Origin of the sequence: Streptomyces sp. NPDC021356 (assembly GCF_040641015.1) — a bacterium.
Lineage (GTDB): Bacteria > Actinomycetota > Actinomycetes > Streptomycetales > Streptomycetaceae > Streptomyces.
Genome location: NZ_JBFACU010000018.1, coordinates 1 through 19,695 on the forward strand (window position 1 = coordinate 1; position 19,695 = coordinate 19,695).

The window sequence follows — 19,695 nt, forward strand, 5'->3', positions numbered from 1 at the left end:
CGTTCCCACTCGGCATCCGTCAGATCTCCCCGCCCCATGTCCACATCAACGACACCACTGCGAAGTAGTCACATGATCGGCCGGACAAGTCCTAGGTGAACACGATGCGGTGCAGCAGTCCCGACACGTCATCACTCACGACAGCTACACTGCCAGACCCACCCGATACCGCCCCGACCACCTTGACCAAAGACATAGGGGTCCCCACCGCGTTGCCCCCGGTCGGCAGGCTGTGACTCACCTGCTCTGAGCTGCGTGGGTGGCGACTGCACTCGGCGTTCGCTGCGTGCAGGCGGCTCAGGCGGCTGTTGGTCCGCCAGAGTCAGGCGCGGGTTGTTGGATGAGCGGAGTGCCAGGCGTAGCCCTGCGGCGGTAGGTTCGGTGTCCTTGGCTGAAGGGGTGCCGTATGCGACTGGACAGATTCTGCGTCCCTGTGGGAGAGGACCTCCCTGTCGACTCCCATGGGTTCCTCATGGACACGTCGAGCTGGTATCGCCAGCCTCCGTCGGTTGTGCCGCTGATTGACGCCTGTTCCGCTTCTGCGGTGCTGCTCGGGGAAGCTGGCATCGGCAAGTCATCCGCGCTGAATACCGTTCTCGAGGCAACCCCGACGAGCCGGGGCTGGGATGCACAAGTGCGGGTTGATCTCGGCCAGGTCCGGTCCTGGGAGGACCTGACTCGCAAGGCTGATGCGGTACTCAGCCGACTTGGCCCTAGAGGACATACGCCCGCTGCCAGCTCGGCCGATGCCGAGGCAGGGCATGCGCATCTTCTCGTCCTGGACGGCGTTGATGAATGCCGGGCCACCGGCAAAGAAATTGCTGGCTGGTTTACCGACTTGGCCGCCACCTACGACTGCCGTCGGCTACAAGTACTGATCGCTTGCCGCAGCATGGCCTACACCGACGTCCTGAGCCAGGCAGTGATCGCCGCGTTCGATATCGACGAAGCCCGCACCTACACACTGGCACCTCTCCGCCGAAGCGACTTGGTCGCAGCCGCCTCCGCCAAGGGCGTGGATCCCAAGCTCTTTCTCGAAGCTGTGACCGACGCCGGCGCCCAAGCCCTCGCGCGTACCCCTTTGACTCTGGACCTGTTGCTCGACACGTTTCTGGAACACAGCACACTGCCTGCCAGCCACGCCAGCCTCTACTCGTTCGCCCTCCCGCATGCCGTCATGCACCAAGGCCATGACCGTGCCCCTGACGACCTTGCTGGAAGCCAGTCCCAGAGGTTCGCCACCGCAGCCCGCCTCGCCTGTTACTGCGTGCTCACCGGCGCCGAGGGCATCACCACAAGGCGCCGAACCGAGCCCGGCCAGGCTCTGCTGGCCATCGACACCTTCCTCGGCACACGAGAGGGCACCCCCGGTGACACGTTCACGATCGAGCGCCCCATCGTTGAGGGGGTCCTGAACAGCTCGCTGTTCAGCAACCGCGGCCCTGCAGCCGCTGGTCCTGCTCACGCCTCCATCGCCTCCTACCTCACCGCTCAATACCTCACCGACCACCAAGTCCCCCGCGAACAACTGCAGGGACTTCTCGTCCACCGGGGGGGGGAGGTCGGCGAGCCTGGCATTCCCACAGACCTTCATGAACTGGCTGCCTGGCTCATCTCCCTGCGTCCAGACCTCGGCCCTTGGCTGATCGAGGTCGACCCGCAGGCCATAGCCTCCTACAGCTCTTACATCGAGGACCCGCACTGCGCCGAACTCATCGTCGATGGCTTGCTGCGCCAAGCCCGACAGGACACGACTGGCGACGGCCTGCCCTGGTGGCATATGGCGCCCCTGCGACACCCCGGCCTTGCCGGCCAGTTGGAGCAGGCTCTTCACGAAGCCGTAAACCGCGCGCCCCACATCACACACGAACTCGAACTCATCCTCAACCTGATCGCCGAGAACGAGGTCGGGGAACTTTTGCAGGCAGTAGCTTCCATTGCCTGTGATGCCCAGCATCCTCACCGGCTGCGCCGCCTGGCTGCCCAATGTGCTGGCATGCTGGACCAGACAGAGGCTGCTCCACTGCTCAGGCCCATCCTCGCCGAACTAGCTCAACAGCCCGAGCACGATCCCGCCGACGGCTTGCGCGGCGCTGTCCTTCAGACATGCCAGCCCTGGCTCACCCTCGATGAACTCCTCGCAGCCCTGACGCCGCCACGAACCGATCCCAGCCTTTACACCTCTTTCTGCCGCCGTCTGCCTGCTTCTCTCTCGGAGGACCAGATCGCGCCATTTCTGGGCTGGGCCGGATCGCATCTCATGAATCCCAATTCCTTGTGGGCCGGCTGGTCCGACGAAGCAGCCATGGTCCAGGGCCTCCTCGACCGCGCACTGAGCGGGCCGGAAGCCGAGGCGCGTGTTCCCATTGTGGCTGTGTGGCTGCGTATCTACCTGCAGACGTACCCACAGTTGTCCGTTCCCGCGCCGCTGTGCGCACCGTTGGACGACCCTGACAACCAGCACGCTCGCCATCTGCGCCGCACGCTCACTCGACACCTCATCGACGTCGCCCAAGACGCAGAGGATGCCTTCCAGCTGGCCGAGGGATGGGACCCGCATTCCACACGGACCGTCCGCTCGCGTTTTGAGACATCCGTCGGCCCTGAACGAGAACAGCGCACCAGCCTGCTCGACGCCACAGATCTCGCCTGGCTCGTAAAATTCGAACAGAGCCTCAGCGACGAAAAGGCGCCGCATGCCTGGCCCATGCTGCAGCACGTGTGGTCCATGGCCAGGACGACAGACGCCGGGCAGGACACGGCATGGTCCACTCAAGGCACCAGAGTCTGGTCACAGGTGTTCGCTCAAGACCTTGAGGCCATTCCCATCGACGGCCCTCGCGCTGACCAGCTCAGGGCCCAGGCGGCAAGACGTCAGTCGCGAACGGAGCCATGGCAGGGCCGCGACGAGTACATCACCACCACCCGCGAGTTTCTCGCACAGGCGGAGTCGGGCGACCACGACAGCTTCGTGTCCCTGTGCTGGAACCTGCAATGCGATCCGGACACAGGCAGGTTCGCGGCCACCGAGTTGCTCACCGATCTGCTGTCTCTTCCCGGTACCGTCATCCTCGCCGACGGCTATGAACACCGCTTGCTGGCCGTAGCACGCAGGTTCGTCACGAACGGCCTGCCCACCGACAGCAGCTGGATCGGCACCAACAGCCTTCCCGCCCGTCCATGGGCAGCAATCTTTGCCTTCACAGCACTCCTCAACGACGACGGCGAGATACTGGCCACGCTGCCCTCAGGCCAATGGCAAGCCTGGGCACCGACACTCCTAGCCTTCCCCCTCACCAGCACTGCGGCCCGCCACGTCGGCCCGCGCGGCCAGCTGCTGGAAATGGCCCTCCTCCACGCCGCGCTGCAACTCGAGACCACCTACGACACGCTGGTCCGGGCGTTGTACGAGGCGGAAGAGACCTCGCCTGTCCTCGACCTGGCCTCCTACATCTGGACACCGGAGCTGGAGACCAGGTTGCTGCAGACACTCACTGACCTCACCGCGCAAGCTCACGAAAAGGCTCCCGCCATCGGCCCTGGCGGCCACGATGTCCTCGCTCGTGTCCTCACCATCCTTCTACGTCAAGGCAGTCCCCGTGTCTGCCACCAAGTACGGGACCGATTCGGTGCGCCGCTGAGCGAGCCCAACCCAGCACGCGACGAGCGTCTGGACGCCGCTTATCTGCGTGTCTTCCTGTTGGAGACACCCACAGAAATCTGGCCGACAGCAGAGCACCGTCTTCGTACCGACGGCACCGCGCTCGTAGCCGTTTCCGGCGCCTTTTCCCGCTCTCACAGCACTCAGGCGTGGCTCTTCAAACTGTCCGAACCGGCACTGGCCGAAATTGCCCGCATCCTCCTGGGCCGCTTCCCCTCGACGGACTCGGCTGGCTCGTCCCCGCCGGGTGCGACTGCTGCGCAGACGCACATTGATGTCGTACTCGACCACCTCGCCTCGCGGGGCACCGGTGAGGCCATCCGTCTCCTACGAGAGTTGGCGGCCGATTGGCCCAAGACCAGCATTATCCGAGCGGCGGCACAGAAAGCCGTGCAAGCGCACCGGGAAGGTTCCTGGGTCCGCCCCACCCCCGACGAACTCAGTCAGCTGATCCACGACCCACGTCGACGACTTGTCAGGGACGGAACGGATCTGATGGACGTCGTCATCGCTCTCCTGAACAAAATGCAGGAAGACCTGGCCCAAGGGACTCTCCCCGCGGCAATTCTGTGGAACGAAACCGAGCTGGAAACCCTGCCGAACGGCCAGAGCGGAAAGCAACGGCTGCGATTCCCCAAAGACGAGAACCTGGTGTCCGACTACCTCGCTTACGCCTTACGACGAGACCTCGTCGAAGGCGGCATTCTCATCAACCGCGAAGTGCAGGTGTACCGCAACATGAAGGGTGCAGGTGACCGCATCGACCTGCTCCTGCAGGCGCCCACCGCTGCGGCGACTCACTCCTCACCACAGCGGCAGGAAGAGTCCGTGGCCCAGGTCGCTATCGAAGTAAAGGGCAACTGGCACGACAAGATCAAAACCGCCATGCAAACCCAGCTCGCCGACGACTACCTCGCCGCGCTGGGCACTCGCAACGGCATCTACCTGATCGCCTTCTTCCCCACCGACCAGTGGACGGCGAAGGAACGCAAGCGGCCAGCTGCAAGGCAGACACCTGCCGGCCTGAAGGAGACCTACGATGCCCAGGCCGCTCGGCTCAACGAGAGTAGGAACCTGAACGTCCGAGCGTTCGTCCTCGACTGCACCATCCGCAGCTCAGCACAACGGAACACCTGACGAAACCGGCTTCTTAGGCGCATAGGCGAGTGCAATCGCAAAGTAGGCGCACCCCCAAACGCGTCACACGGGACAGGCCGCATGAGGAACCGACCACACGCGCCCGACAGCGCAGCCGCCCTCACGACGAAGCCGCACCGGAGAGCTCCGGTGCGGCTTCGTCGTCTCACGGCTCCGTGCACAGGCCCCACCAGGATGGTCCTCGGCGGGGCCTCGCCGTATCACCGACGCCCCTATAACGCGGGGGTGCGGGACACTGGTCTGACCAGGCTGAAGACCTCGCGGGCCGCGTACCGTTCGAGGCATCGGATGATCTCGCGTCGGGTCTTGCCCTCCTGGGTGCGACGTTCGTAGTACGCCTGGGTACGCGGGTCATGGCGCAGCCGGGTGAAGACGATGCGGTGCAAGGCGGCGTTCGCCTGGCGGTCGCCGCCGTGGTTGAGCCGACGTGTACGCCGCCGCCCCGACGAGTACTCGATGGGGCTGACTCCGCAAAGGGCAGCAAAGGACGTCTCGCTGTTCAGCCGCTCGGGATTGTCGCCCATGGTGATCAGGAGAGTGACGGCGCTGTCCGGGCCGATGCCCACCGGTTCGAGCAGCTGCGGGGCGTGGTGTTCGACGAGCCGGGTCAGGCGCTGGTTCAGCTCGTTGATCTGCGCGGTGAGCTGTTCGATGCGCTCGGCCATCATGCGCAGCGTCATGTGGGTGGCCTGGGTCACCGCGTCCTCGTCTCCCTCACCGTCGGGTGGGCCGAGACGCGCGCAGGTGCGGAACAGCTCGGCATTGCCCAGGCTCGACATTCGTTCCCGCAGGGCGGGGTCGGCGATGACCAGAACAGCCTTGAGCTGGTTGATCGCCTGAGTGCGGGCCTTGACCGCGGAGTCCTTGGCAAGCTTGAAGATCCGGGCGCTGTGCACCGGACCGTCGCCGGACTTGGCCCGGGCCCGGGCGCGGCCGCTGAGTACGGCCCGCGCTGCGGCCTGCGCGTCGAGCGGGTCCGACTTGCCGAGCAGACGGCGCGCCGACCGGTCGGGCCGGTTCACTTCAAACACCTGGATCTGCTGGGCCAGCAGGTAGCGGGACAGGCCCGCGCCGAAGGTACCGGTGCCCTCCACACCGGCCCGGCGCACCGTCCCCCGCCTGCGGGCCCAGGCGAGCAACTGTCGGTAGCCGGCCGCCGTCGCGGGAAAGGACTCCGTTCCCAGGATCTTCCCGAGCGGGGAGACCACGGCGGCAACATGCACCTCGCCGTGCGTGTCCACGCCCAGCACGACCTCGCGCCGAACCGGCGGATCCGTGCTCGAGGAGATGCTGCACTGTCGGGTCGTCATGATGGTTCGCCTCCCGCGTGGTGACGTGCTGAGTGGATGGCACCGGCCTGCTCGGGCGGTCTGAACTGTGATGGCGCCTGAAACTCGGCAAGGCCCCTATGGGGACACGCCCTGTGGCTCGGTGGCAGGCAGCATCCCGCAACGGCAGTCGACAGGTCCGTGACTGGACACCTCGGTCATAGATCTCACGAGTCAGACCTCCGCCCGGGATGACACTGCACAACCGTCCCATCGAACCTGGCACCGCGGCATGACTCGATCACTGCCGGGATGACTTCGGCCGTACCGATGCTCAACCTGACCGGGCGGGCTGACAAGGCGCTGAATTTCGTCCACTGCTGACCGGTTTTCACGGGGAGACGTCAAGCAATGAGGTGATGACCTCACCGGCTGCGGCAGATGCGGCTCCTCCCCCGTGATCAGCACCAGCCAACCGACGACGTCGGCTGGGTACACAGGTCGAAAATTCAGCGCACCCGCAGCATCCAGCCGCGCGGTGACCCCCTCGGCTGGCTCGCCCCCTGCCAGGGGCCACCGGCAACAGGTTTCCCGCCCGCCCTGACCAGGACCCCGAGTTCGATGGCCAGGCCGGTGATCGCAGGGAGGTCCACACCGCGTACCTGGTCAACGGCAGGCAGGCGTTCACCCCATCGAAGCAACGGCACCGGGCGGCCCAGACGCAGCGCCATTCCTCTGCCACGTGCGCCTACAACCTCCCCGCGTCGGCCGTGTCCACAATGCACTCCCATGCCAGCGACCGGGTGCCGAATTCGGAGCCCCCGGCCCGCCCGAAGAAGGCGAGGGTGGGCGACGACGGCGCCGACTGCCCCCGGCCTCATGGCGCTCTTCCGCCTGGATGGTCCGCCAGGTCCCGGCCCCGTTTCCGCAAGCGGGACGACCCGCAGGTCCTGGACTGCCCCGAACGCCAAGGCTCTGAAGACGAGAAGTTGGTCCCGCGCGACACTGAGCAGATCGTCCGGGGTCTCGTCCAGTGAGGGTTCGCCTCCGTCACTCGGGGGGTCTGGTAGGGAGTGGACGCCGCCAACCGGGGACGGGCTCACGAGAGTGGTGTGCACCATCATGACGAGGTGGTCGTCCTCCCAGCGGCCGGGCTCCGGCAGTACCGTTCCGCAGAGCACCTGCCGGTGCGCGACGGCGATCTCCGCCGTCGCCTGGTCCAGCTGCCACTGTCCGTCGCGCATGTCGCCGACTCCCAGTGACTTGCGCGCCTTGGCTTCGATCAGCCATGGCAGCGCCTCGACCGCGTGATTGCCGTAGAGATCTGGGAGCTTCTTCGTCGGATCCACCAGCTCGGGTATGCCGCAAGCCTCCAGGTGCACGGTGGCCGGCAGCCCCGCCATACCGACCGTCAGCCACTGGGCCATCGTCATGCCCAGGTGGTATCCAAAGGCGGCATGGGCGCTGCGTTCTGTGCCGTGGCGGTAGACGGCGTTCACGAACAGCCGCCGCTCCGCCGCTCCAGCGGGCGCCTTGAAATCCTTGAGTGTGAGATACGCCTGCAGTGGGGCAACGCGGGCGATGAGTTCGTTGACGGCGAATGCCGGCGTCTTCCGCAGCCAGGGTGCCAGGTCGCGGCCCGCGCTGGTCGCCGCCGTCACGAGTTGCCGCCAAGTGGTGGTGGCCAGGTATTCACCGTCTGCCGGGAGCGTGTCGGTCACCGGCCATGGCTGCGCGGCCTTCGGCGCCTGGCGGCGGTCCCACTTCGCCAGGTCTCCGTCGGAACGCACGCGGACAGGTATGTCGAGAGCGTCGGCCAGCGTGAAGGTGAAGTCCGAAGCCTCGGGAGGAGGAGTGAACGCCATGAGGGGAGCCTGCCAGAGCGCGCGACTCCACCTCCGCCAGTGACCGGAATGGACGGTCCGCGTTCAGCACCACAACGGCCAGTTCGAAGAGCGCGTCCGCGTGTTTGGTCAGGAGAACTCGTCCCGAAGGAGTGACCTGGTCGGCGTGGTGGCTCTCGTAGAGGTGACTGCGGTGTTCGGCAGCCAGGCGGTGACCTCGGCGTCGGCGTCCCATCCGCGCACGGCCTTCCCCACGGCCTCGCAGACCTCTTGCCCGTAAATGTCTACTCCAGCGGACATGACCGTCGTCGCCCCTCTGCGGCGTCCCCTCCGGAGCCGCTCGCCTCGGCCAACTCGTCCTTGAGCTGCTCCTTCCGCAGGACTACCTGCCCCGTGCCGACCAATACGAGACACGGACACTTCATGTGATGGGCATCACTATTGACGTACGTTTTCGACATACACATGATCAACACAGTTTCTTCGTAAGGATTTCTAAGGATCGGGTGGGGCGTGCTTACACGAAGGCGATGGCGCGGCTGGCGTCGAACCGTACGGGGTGGGGTGGTGACCGTCACGCTCCTGAGCCTGGTCCCGCTCGCCGCCGCCGGGGGAGCGCAAGCTTTCGCCACGGGGGAGGCGGCTTCGGTCGCTGCGGCCAAATCCTCGGAGTCGAGGGCAAGCGCTCTTGCTGCCGAGACGGGTGAGCGAGTGGCTGTGGACGCGGCGACCACTGAGTCGTCGCAGGTATTTGCCAATCCCGACGGCACGTTCACACAGGAGATGAACGCGGCCCCAGTCCGGGCTCGGAAGGATGACGGCACCTGGGCCCCCATCGACACCGCCCTCGTCCGTGACGGCGCAGGCTCCGTTCACGCGGGAAATACCGCAGCACATCTCACCTTCTCCGGAGGCGGCAGCGATGACCACTTGGTCACGCTGGAGAACGGGGCACACAAACTGCAGCTGGGATGGCCCACTGCGCTCCCCAAGCCTCAGCTCAACGGCGACACCGCTACATACGCCGGAGTCCTGCCGGACGTCGACCTGCAGCTGACCGCGCTGAGCTCGGGTTACACGTCGGTGCTCGTCGTCAAGACTGCGGAGGCGGCGCAGAACCCGGCGCTGGAGACGATCAAGATGACCGTCTCCGGCAGCGGCCTGGACATTGCTCCGACGGCCGACGGCGGTTTTGTCGCGCGTGACTACAACGGCACGCCGGTCTTTGAGAGCCCCGCGGGACGGATGTGGGACTCTGCTGGCGACGCACCGGCCGCTGCAGCCTCCCCCCGTGGCATCACTCCGCAACGTTCCCGCACGGCTTCGTCCACAGAGAGCGGGAATAAGCCTCAGACGGCTGAAACGGTTCCTCTGCCGGCTGCCGGGGGTGAACCGACTCCTTCGCAAGGTCCGGGAAGCGGTGACCGCGTTGCCGACCTCCCGCTGAAGGTCACGGGCACGACCCTGGAGATCACCCCCAAGCCAGCCCTTCTTCACGGTGAAGACACCGTGTTTCCCCTGTTCATCGACCCGCCGACCAAGGGCATCACTCTCGGGGATTGGACGGCTCTGGCCTCCAACGGCACCAAGTACTGGAAGTTCGACGGTGACAAAGGCGTGGGGCGCTGCTCCAACTACGCCGGCTACCTGTGCTCCAACAGTCCGTACACCCAGCGTATGTACTTCGAGTATCCGCTCTCCTCGATCCACGGGAAGAAGGTCCTGGACGCGACCTTTGAGGTCTATCAGGTGTGGACGTTCACCTGCACTGCGCACGTGTATGACCTGAGCCATGTGACCACGGGCATCTCCTCCAGCACCACTTGGTCCTCTCGTCCGGCTGCGGACGACTTGATGGGCGACCGGAGTGTGGCCTACGGGCGGGGCACCTTGTGCAGCCCGTCGCAGCCGGCGAACTGGGTTCGCTTCAGCGACAACGTTGGTGAAACCAACGAGAACCTCACGACCACCCTGGCGTCTCACGCCCAGAACAAGGAAGCACAGATCACCTTCTCGTTGACTGCACACGACGAGTCCGACGCGGGTGCCTGGGCGCGGTTCCGCAATGACGCGAAGCTGTCGGTCACTTACGTGTCGTACCCCGACAAGCCCACGGCGTACGGAGTCCAACAGGGCACCACCGGCCGGGCCTGCAACGCCTCGACGCTGCCCTTCGCCAGCAGCGATACCACGCCGAAGATGCTGGCAACAGTGCAGTCAGTCGATGGTTCCCAGGCTCAGCTGCGTGCCATGTTCGAGGTATGGAAGGCCAACGGTTCCAGCCGTGTCTGGTCCGCAGCCTCACCAGATAGTGCCTGGGTGGCCGACAACGCCGTCCGTGACGCGACCTCCAGCACGTTGCCCGCACAGACGGACTACCGGATGCGGGTGATGACACAGGCGTACTACAAAACGGACCGGGGCGCCACCGGCGTCCTGAACTCGCCTTGGTCATCATGGTGCTACTTCCGTATAGACACCGATTCGCCGCCGCCGCCCCTGGTGGCCAGCGCAGACGGCGTGTACAAGCCGTCTGAGAACTATCCGGCCGCGGGCGGAGTGGGTGTAGCGGGCAAGTTCACCTTCACCCCTGCGGACACCGATCCCGCCACATCAGGGATTCAGTCGGATGTCGTCAGCTACAAATGGAAGCTGAACAGCGGCGCGGTTTCCGCTCCGATCAGCGTTGCGAAGGGCGCAGCCACTACCCAGACGATCACGCCGAACCAGGCCGGCGAGAACACCATCCAGGTCTGGGGCTTCGACGCGGCTGGGCACAGCTCGCGCACCGGTTATTACAGCTTCCTGGTGAAGGGCGCCGAGAAGCCTTCGGGAATCTGGCACCTGGACAACACGGTCGCCGACTCTGCTCTCGCGGCCCAGCATCCGCTGACGTCCTCGGGGGCAACCTGGGACACTTTGGCCCGCAGCGGCTCCGGCGCGGCAAAGCTCAATGGTACAAGCGCGTATTTGGCCACCTCTACAGCGGTGTTGGATACGAGCAAGTCTTTCACCATCTCTGCCTGGGCACGTCTGGAAAGGAAGGACGTCAATTCCACCGTCTTGTCCCAGGCGGGCTCGAACGCCTCAGCGTTCGCGCTGTACTACTCCAGCGGCTACAATGCTTGGATTTTCAACCGCACCCAGACGGACACGCTCGATTCCGTGATAGTCCGTTCGGTCAGTGCCAAGCCCCCTGTCCTGCACGCCTGGACGCACGTGGCAGGCGTCTATGACGCCGCAGCTCAGACCATCCAGTTGTATGTGAACGGCGTTCCACAAGGCAAGTCTGTCTCATTCGCCGCGACGCCCTGGAAGGCTTCCGGCAGCCTTCAGATTGGGCGGCTGTTCTACAACGCCTCCGGCAAGGAGAACTTCTCCGGCACCGTCGATGAGGTGGAGGTCTGGTCGCGGGCGCTCGCGGACACCGAGGTCGCCCATGACGCGTGGCTGGAGGATGAGGACCTCAGCGACGGCACCGCAGGCGATCCCGTTCCGGCACTTGTCGCCAAGTGGGATGCGACGGATATGGCCAACGCAACCGGCACCACGGTCAAAGACACCAGCGGTTTCGGCCGGAACCTGACACTCAACGGTGCCACGCTGGCCCAGTTCACCACCGGTGATCCCGATATCGGCGAAGAGGTCACGACCAAACAGACGATGAGCTTGAACGGCACCAGCGCGTACGCCACCGCCACCGGCCCGGTCGTCGATGACTCCGGTTCTTTCACCGCCACCGCGTGGGTGACCCTGGACCCCGCCAAGCTCGCCGACACCAGCAAGTCGTACGCGGTCCAGGTATTCGGCCAGTCCGGCACGAGTCAGTCCTCCTGGGGCGTCTGGTACGAGCAGCCCGCCGGCAGCACCCAGGGCCGGTGGACGTTCGGACGCCCCGACAAGGACGGCACCGGCGCTGCGTGGACCAAGAGCGAGTCCACCGCCTTCACCACGGCTCAGCTCGGGGTGCCGGTCATGCTGACCGTCGTCTACGACGCCCAGGCCACAGCCGACCCCGACGACACCTCCAACCTCGGCGCGCTCAAGCTCTACGTCGACAGCGCCCTGATGGGGGACGGGAACGGCGTGCCGTACTCCGCATCATGGCAAGGAGGCGGAGCGTTCGAAATCGGTCGGGCGAAGATCGACGGTGCTGCCGCACGCTACTTCCCCGGAGTGATCGACAGCGTCCGCGTCTGGGCCGGAGCCACCTCCACCGACACGATCGCCAACCGACGCAACACCGAGCAGCAGTAGAAGTAGTGGCCGGGCGGTTCTCCCTTGTCCGCTGTCCGCCCGGCCCCTCTTCCTGCCTCCAGCATCGGGCGCATTGCCCCTGACGCGCCGCGTGAATCAGGCGTCTCAGCCTCTGACACGGCTCGAGTGCCCCCTGCCCATACCCGAGAACCAGGACATCACTGTGCCTTCATCCCCCTTCCGATCACGCCTACCAGGGACGGTCATACGCCGCTGGTTGGGACGTGGTGCGCTGGCCCTATCACTGTCCGTGCTGCCCCAAGTCATAGTGCCCTCCGGCTATGACTTCGCCGCCCAGGCGGACTCCTCGGCAGCGCGTAGACATCTGGAAGACCGCTCCCAGACGAAGATTGACAAAGTCGGTGTCCTCCAGCCCAGCACCTCCAGGGCTCCGCGGGACAAGGCCGTGGCGGCCTCTCACCGGACATCTGAGCGACTGAAGAGGTCCGCGTGGCCGGGCGCCGGGAAGGCTGAAGCCAAACTGGCGACGAGCGGCACTGCCACTGTCGCCGTCGGCGGACTCGACCTGAAACTGGCCCAAGAACCTGCCCACCCTGCGCACACGCCGGCAAGGAACACCCCGCAGGCAAAGGCCGCAGGTCTCTCCGAGGACGTGACAGTCAGCGTCCACCCGCAATCGGCGACGAAAAAAGCGGGTGTCAACGGTGTCCTTCTCACCGTCACCCCCGCAGAAGGCACAACCCGGAGATCCGCCGGGGAAAAGCTCCGGATCTCCCTGGACTACTCCTCCTTCAAGGACGTCTACGGCGGCAACTTCGGGACCCGCCTGAATCTGGTGACGCTTCCGCCTTGTGCACTGACCACCCCGGAGAAGGCAGCCTGCCGCACGCAGACCCCCGTGGCGGGTGCCGACAACGATGCGCAGTCCCAGATCCTGACGGGCGTGGTCTCCGCCCGCTCCCTGACGGCCGGCACCCCTATGCTGCTGGCCGCGGCGGCCGGCAGTTCGGGTGGCGGAAGCGACTACAGCGCCACGTCACTGTCTCCGACCGCGACCTGGGAAGCCGGCGGCAGTACAGGTGATTTCACCTGGAATTATCCGTTGAAGGTGCCTCCGGCCACGGCCGGCCCCTCTCCGGATCTGGCTATCTCCTACGACTCCGCCTCCGTGGACGGCCGCACGGCCGGGGAGAACAATCAGACTTCCGTGATCGGTGAAGGTTTCTCGATCACCGATTCCTACATCGAGCGCAAGTACGCCTCCTGCAAGGACGACGGCCAGTCCGGCAAGGGCGACCTGTGCTGGAAATACGCCAACGCCACCCTGGTCCTCAACGGCAAGGCCGTCGAGCTGGTCAACACCTGCGTCGACAAGGCAGCCTGCGATACCGCAGCTCAGTCCGAGGCATCCGGCGGCTCGTGGAAACTGAAGAACGAAGACGGCACACGAGTCGAACACCTGACCGGCGCCACCGGTAATGGCGATAACAACACAGAGTACTGGAAGGTCACGGATGCTTCCGGCATCCAGTACTTCTTCGGCAAGCAGCGGCTGCCCGGCTGGAGCGACAAGGGAACTACCAGCACCGCTGACGACGACCCCGTCACCAACTCTGTCTGGACGGTCCCCGTCTTCGGTGACGACTCTGGTGAACCCTGCTACAAGTCCACAGGTTTTGCCGACTCCTCCTGCTATCAGGCATGGCGTTGGAACCTGGACTACGTCGTCGACCCCCACGGCAATGCGTCCACTTACTGGTACAGCAAGGAGACGAATTACTACTCCAAGAACGCTGACACCACCGTCAATGGCACTGCCTACATCCGCGGCGGCTACCTGACCCGCATCGACTACGGCCTGCGCAGTGACCTGCTCTACACCAAACCCGCCGCGCAACAGGTGAGCTTCACCTACGACGAGCGCTGCGTCGTTCCGGGTGGCTGCTCGAGCCTGACGAAGGACACCAAAACAAACTGGCCCGATGTGCCTTTCGACATGATCTGCGCGGCGAACACCAAATGCACCACCCAGATAGGCCCCGCCTTCTTCACCCGTAAGCGTCTCACCGACATCACAACCTCGGTGTGGACCGGCACCGGCACCACCCGCCGCGACGTGGACACATGGCACCTGGAGCAGGACTTCCCCGACAGCGGTGACGCCTCCTCGGCCAGCCTGTGGCTGAAGTCCATCCAGAACACCGGCAAGGGCAACAGCACCACTGCCGCCATGCCGCCCGTCTTCTTCGGCGGCGACCAGATGCCCAACCACGTCGAGGGCAGCGGCCCGGACACCCTGCGTTACTACAAGTGGCGCGTGCGGACCATCAAGTCCGAGACCGGCTCGACGCTCACCGTCAACTACTCCGACCCGGACTGCCTCTGGGGCACCAGCATGCCGGCGGACATTGACAAGAACACCCGCCGCTGCTTCCCGGTCAAGTGGTCCCAGTCCGGAGCGACCCCGGTCACCGACTGGTTCCACAAGTACGTGGTCACCTCCGTCTTCCAGGATGATCCCTACGGCCACGGCGACACCGGCGAGACCTACTACGACTATCAGGGCGGCGCAGGCTGGGCCTACGCGGACGACGAGGGCCTGACCAAGCCGTCCAACCGCACATGGTCCCAGTGGCGCGGCTACGGCAAAGTCATTGAGACTTCCGGTGACTCCGAGGGCCCGCGCAGCAAGAAGCAGACGCTCTACATGCGAGGTCTGAACGGGGAGAAGGAACTCGACGGCACCGCACGGGTGGAGAAGGTCACCGACTCCACCGGTACCGCGATCGACGACTCCCGGCAGTACGCCGGCTTCGTCCGCGAGACCATCGTCTACAACGGCGCCGACGAAGTCAGCGGCACCATCAACACCCCCTGGTCACACAAGACCGGCAGCCACGCATACAGCTGGGGGACGACGCAGTCCTGGATCGTCCAGGCCGGTGAGACCGCCACCCGCACCAAGACGTCCACTGGCACCCGCACCGTCCAGCAGAAGACCACGTACGACAGCACGTACGGCATGCCGGTCACCGTGGAAGACACCGGTGATGTCGCCAAAACGGGCGACGAGTCATGCGTGCGAACCACCTATGCCCGCAACACTGCAGCATGGCTGGTGAACGCAGTCTCGCGCACCGAGACCTACTCGGTCCCCTGCGCAGCCACCCCGGCAGTCCCCGACGACGTCGTCTCCGACATCACCACCGCCTACGACGGCCAAGCCGTCGGCGCAGCGCCCACCAAGGGCGAGATCACCGCCTCCTACCGGGTGGCGAGCTACGACCCGACGAGCAAGGCTCCCGTCTACCAGCAAGTCTCCAGCGCCACCTACGACAAGCTGGGCCGCCCCCTCACCGCGACCGACGCCCTCAACCGCACGGTCAAGACCGGCTACGTTCCTGACGACACCGGCTACGGCCCGCTCACGTCCAAGACCACCACAGCCCCCGCACCCAAGCTCTTCACCACGACAACCGAGGTGGACCCAGCCTGGGGCACGGCCACCAAGACCACCGACGCCAACGGCAATGTCACCGAGTGGTCCTTCGACGCGCTCGGCCGCCTCCGCTCGGTCTGGAAGCCGGACCGCTCCCGCGCCCTCGGCGACGCCGCCAGCATCAACTACGCCTACAGCATCAACAACAACAAGGAGACCTGGGTCCGCACCGACGCCCTCAAGGCCGACGGAAAGACCTACAACAGCTCCTACGAGATCTTCGACAGCCTGCTGCGGTCCCGCCAAAAGCAGGTCCCCGCACCCGGCGGCGGCCGAGTGATCTCCGAAACCCTCTACGACGACCGCGGCCTGCCCTACATCACCAACGACCAGGTCCACGACAACAACGCCCCGACAGGCACCCTGGCCAACACCTACCCCGGATCCGTCCCCGCCTCCACCGAAACGGTCTTCGACGCCGCCGGTCGAGCCACCGAATCGATCTTCCGCGTCTACGACCAGGAAAAATGGCGCACCAAGACCGACAAACAAGGCGACCGCACCGCCGTCACCTCCGCTGAAGGCGGCACCGGCACGCTGACCATCGTCGACGCCCGAGGCCGGGTCACCGAGCACCGTGAATACGCCAGTCCCTCCCCGACCGGCAGCGACTACACCCGCACCCTGTACGAGTACACCCCAGGCGGCCAGCTCAAGAAGATGACCGGCCCCGACGGGGCGGTGTGGACATACGACTACGACCTGCGAGGCCGCAAGACAACCTCCACCGACCCCGACAAGGGCACGGTCACCACCACCTACAACGACGCCGACCAGCCGCTCACGGTCACCAGCACCCTCAACGGCGCCTCCCGCACCCTGATCACCGACTACGACGAGCTGGGCCGCAAGGCCGGCACCTGGGACGGGACCAAGGACAACGCCCACCAGCTGACCAAGTTCACCTACGACTCCCTGGCCAAGGGCCAGCCGACCGCAGCGATCCGATACGTCGGCGGCACCACCGGCAAGATCTACTCCCAGGTCGTCACCGGCTACGACGCCCTCGCCCGCCCCAAGGGCACCAAGACCGTCATCGCCGCCACCGACCCCCTGGTCACCGCCGGCGCGCCGCAGACGTTCACCACCTCCATCACCTACAACATCGACGGCACCGTCCAGTCCACCTCGATGCCCGCGGTAGCCGGCCTTCCAGCCGAGACCGTCACCAACACCTACAACGGCCTCGGACTCCTCACCGGCACCGACGGCATGACCGACTACGTCCAGAACATCGGCTACTCCCCCTACGGCGAGATCGAGGAAACCCGCCTGGGCACCTCCACCGGCGCCAAGCAGCTCCAGATCCTCAACCGCTACGAGGACGGAACCCGCCGACTGGCCAACACCCACACCGTCGACCAGACCAACACCGGCTACACCAGTAACGTCGACTACGCCTACGACGCCACCGGCAACATCACGTCGATCACCGACAACGCGGGCGGCAAGGACACCCAGTGCTTCGCCTACGACGGCCACCGGCGCCTGACCGAAGCGTGGACCCCTTCCTCCAACAACTGCACCACCGCCCGCTCGGCGTCCGCCCTCGGCGGCCCCGCCCCCTACTGGACCAGCTGGACCTACAAGACCGGCGGACTACGCGACACCCAGACCGAACACACTGCAGCCGGCACCACCAAAACCGCGTACGCCTACCCCGTCGTCAACGCATCCGGCACCGGCCAGCCCCACACCCTGACCTCAGTCACCGTGGGTGACAGCACCGCAAAGCCATACATCTACGACGAGCAGGGCAACACCACCAAGCGCTACGGGCCAACGGGCATCGCGCAGAGCCTCACCTGGGACATCGAAGGAGAACTCACCCACCTCACCGAAGGCGCCAAGACCACCGACTACCTCTACGACGCCAACGGCGACCTCCTCATCCGCCGCGACTCCGACACCACCGTCCTCTACCTCGGCGGCCAGGAACTCCACTACGACACGGCCGCCAAAAAGTTCACTGCCCAGCGCTACTACCCCGCCGGCGACGCCACCGCGGTCCGAACCGAGACCGGCCTGTCATGGATGGTCGACGACCACCACGGCACCGCCTCCATGACGGTGGACGCAACCACCCAGGCCGTCACCCGCCGCTACACCAAGCCCTTCGGCGAAGCCCGCGGTGCAGCACCGTCTGCCTGGCCCGACGACAAGGGCTTCCTAGGCAAACCCGCCGACACCGACACCGGACTCACCCACATCGGCGCCCGCGAGTACGACCCGTCCACCGGACGCTTCCTCTCGGCCGACCCCGTCCTCGCCCCCGACGACCACGAGTCCCTCAACGGCTACGCGTACGCCAACAACACCCCCGTCACCAAATCTGACCCCACCGGCCTGCGCCCAGACACCGGCTGCGAAACCGGGTGCACCGACAACAAGGGCAACACCGTCCACGTATCGGTAACACTCGGCCGCGATGGATGGGTCTACCACTCCACGAAGACCTATACCAAAACGTTCCAGTACACGACCACTGGTGGCGGTACGGGAAGCGGCACGATGACCGTCACCGTCCGCACCGACGGCGGTCGCACCTCAGCACAGATCGTCTTCAAAAAGGGACCCGATCCGAAGCCTCAGCGAAGAGACGGATCGCAATGCAGATCCTGCTACGCCATGGGCACCAACCCCTACTACGACCCCAACGCCCACGACCTTCCTGATAAGCCGAAGCTCGCAACATGGCAAAAAGTCATTCTCGGCCTCGTCGTAGGGGTAGCAGCTGCAGTGGTCGCCGCACCAGCAGCCGTCGCCGTGGGCGACGGCTGCCTGGCCGCCGCCCCGGCATGCGCCGCAGAAATCGCGGAAGTGGTGACCGGCGGGGCATCCGGTGGAAGCGCGGTAGTCGGGACTACAGGACTTGCGGCAGGAGCTGATGAAGCTGCCAACGCTGCGAGCAAAGCGCTAGTTCCCTACAGCCGCAACTGGGCGCTCAGGCAGCAGGAGAACCTCCACATCCCTTTCTTGATCACACCGGAGGGTAGGACTCTGAGTAATCACGCAGCTGAGCGAGTGGCCGGGAGCGGGCCAGGACGTCCCCCCACAACACTGCAGGCCCTCGACTACATCTTGAACAACGGCAACAAGGTGAAATACGATTCATTGCGCGACACAATCCAGGTCAGAGATACAACTCTTCCGGGCAAACCTTTCGTGGTTGTCTCCGGGAAAAATCCTAATCACATAGTCACTGTCATGATCCCAAAGGAGTTCGATATTCCATGAACCCCATAGAAGAGATTCTCTACATGGCGCGCAGATTCGTCGCCGGAGAGGATCGGTCAATAAATTTCGTTGCATCCATGGAGGATTTCGCCACGGAACACCTATTGGACACCGACGCCTTCGAATTCCTCACGGAAGGCATATCTCTCTATCGCCCGTGGGCTGGTGCACCATACTGGTCGGAGAGGGATATGGTGCAACTAATGAAGGAGTTCATCGAAGAATTCGGCCCGCCAGGGATCGAATGACAACACGAGCTATGCCCAATTTCCGCGGGACACTTGCTCGGTAAATCAGGCGCCAAAGCAGCTCCGTCTCCTCGGCGGGAGAATCTTCTCCCTCCGAGGAGATTGGCTTTCGCTGCGCCCAACAGGCAGCGGCCAGCCGGGCCAGTGCAGCCGGTCGATCAGAGGCGGCTGCGCCCCTGCGGGCGCCAAAGGCTGCCCCAACCAGCTCCGCTCCCTGCTACGCGAGTACTACCCTGGCATGCCCGTGCCGGGAGGCGGATGTGAGGTAGACAGCGACCTGGGCGTTCCGATCCTCCCAGCGGTGCCGGTGTACTGCCGCTGGAGGCCGACGGCGTGCCTGCCCTTCTTCAGATCGCCGGTCTCGTCCACCATCAGTACCGCCTGGTCGTCGGCGAGATGCTCCAGAACGAATGTGCGCAGGTCGTCCCGGACGAGGTCAGCGTCCCACTTGGCCCGGCTGAGCAGGTGCTGCAGCCCGTTGGGTGAGGCGTCCCCGGTGTGCTCGGCGATCGTCCAGCAATCCTTGCGCGGCAGGTCCGACAGCAAGCCGAGCACCAACTGC

7 protein-coding genes and 1 pseudogene are annotated in these 19,695 nt (G+C 65.2%); 4 read left to right on the forward strand and 4 right to left on the reverse strand.

Features of this window, described 5'->3' with window-relative positions; genetic code table 11:
* Positions 1 to 472: 472 nt before the first annotated feature.
* On the forward strand, positions 473 to 4,798 hold the full coding sequence (locus tag AB0G56_RS24185) for an NACHT domain-containing protein (RefSeq protein WP_360972617.1): 4,326 nt from the start codon (positions 473 to 475) through the stop codon (positions 4,796 to 4,798).
* Positions 4,799 to 5,031: 233 nt separating this feature from the next.
* Here AB0G56_RS24185 and AB0G56_RS24190 read toward each other — a convergent pair whose 3' ends face one another.
* The 3 genes from AB0G56_RS24190 to AB0G56_RS24200 all read right to left on the reverse strand — a co-directional run bounded on the left by AB0G56_RS24190 (position 5,032) and on the right by AB0G56_RS24200 (position 8,231).
* Positions 5,032 to 6,129: an IS110 family transposase gene (locus tag AB0G56_RS24190; RefSeq protein WP_360972619.1), complete on the reverse strand. Its 1,098-nt coding sequence runs from the start codon at positions 6,127 to 6,129 to the stop codon at positions 5,032 to 5,034.
* Between the two features lie 467 nt (positions 6,130 to 6,596).
* Entirely contained in the window at positions 6,597 to 7,952 is a 1,356-nt protein-coding gene (locus AB0G56_RS24195; RefSeq protein ID WP_360972621.1) for a hypothetical protein, read from the reverse strand.
* A 108-nt stretch (positions 7,953 to 8,060) separates the two neighbouring features.
* Entirely contained in the window at positions 8,061 to 8,231 is a 171-nt protein-coding gene (locus tag AB0G56_RS24200; RefSeq protein ID WP_360972623.1) for a hypothetical protein, read from the reverse strand.
* Between the two features lie 267 nt (positions 8,232 to 8,498).
* Here AB0G56_RS24200 and AB0G56_RS24205 point away from each other — a divergent pair, with 267 nt between their 5' ends.
* The 3 genes from AB0G56_RS24205 (at position 8,499) to AB0G56_RS24215 (ending at position 19,133) form a co-directional block, all read left to right on the forward strand.
* A complete protein-coding gene (locus AB0G56_RS24205; RefSeq protein ID WP_360972625.1) occupies positions 8,499 to 12,188 on the forward strand; it encodes a LamG domain-containing protein in 3,690 nt (1,229 codons plus the stop codon).
* Positions 12,189 to 12,393: 205 nt separating this feature from the next.
* The gene (locus AB0G56_RS24210) at positions 12,394 to 18,885 is read left to right on the forward strand and encodes an RHS repeat-associated core domain-containing protein (protein ID WP_360972842.1); all 6,492 of its coding nucleotides are present in this window, start codon (positions 12,394 to 12,396) and stop codon (positions 18,883 to 18,885) included.
* On the forward strand, positions 18,882 to 19,133 hold the full coding sequence (locus AB0G56_RS24215; RefSeq protein ID WP_360972627.1) for a hypothetical protein: 252 nt from the start codon (positions 18,882 to 18,884) through the stop codon (positions 19,131 to 19,133). The genes AB0G56_RS24210 and AB0G56_RS24215 overlap by 4 nt, the downstream gene beginning before the upstream one ends.
* A gap of 229 nt (positions 19,134 to 19,362) precedes the next feature.
* On the opposite strand, the pseudogene AB0G56_RS24220 reads toward AB0G56_RS24215, so the two are convergent.
* Positions 19,363 to 19,691, reverse strand: a pseudogene (locus tag AB0G56_RS24220) (transposase); the annotation flags it as partial.
* Positions 19,692 to 19,695: the final 4 nt, after the last annotated feature.

Bases quoted from the DNA above. Each gene is read 5' to 3' on its own strand.
- AB0G56_RS24190 (WP_360972619.1), bottom strand. From the start codon at position 6,129: ATGACGACCCGACAGTGCAGCATCTCCTCGAGCACGGATCCGCCGGTT.
- AB0G56_RS24215 (WP_360972627.1), top strand. From the start codon at position 18,882: ATGAACCCCATAGAAGAGATTCTCTACATGGCGCGCAGATTCGTCGCC.
- AB0G56_RS24200 (WP_360972623.1), bottom strand. From the start codon at position 8,231: ATGTCCGCTGGAGTAGACATTTACGGGCAAGAGGTCTGCGAGGCCGTG.
- AB0G56_RS24185 (WP_360972617.1), top strand. From the start codon at position 473: ATGGACACGTCGAGCTGGTATCGCCAGCCTCCGTCGGTTGTGCCGCTG.
- AB0G56_RS24195 (WP_360972621.1), bottom strand. From the start codon at position 7,952: ATGGCGTTCACTCCTCCTCCCGAGGCTTCGGACTTCACCTTCACGCTG.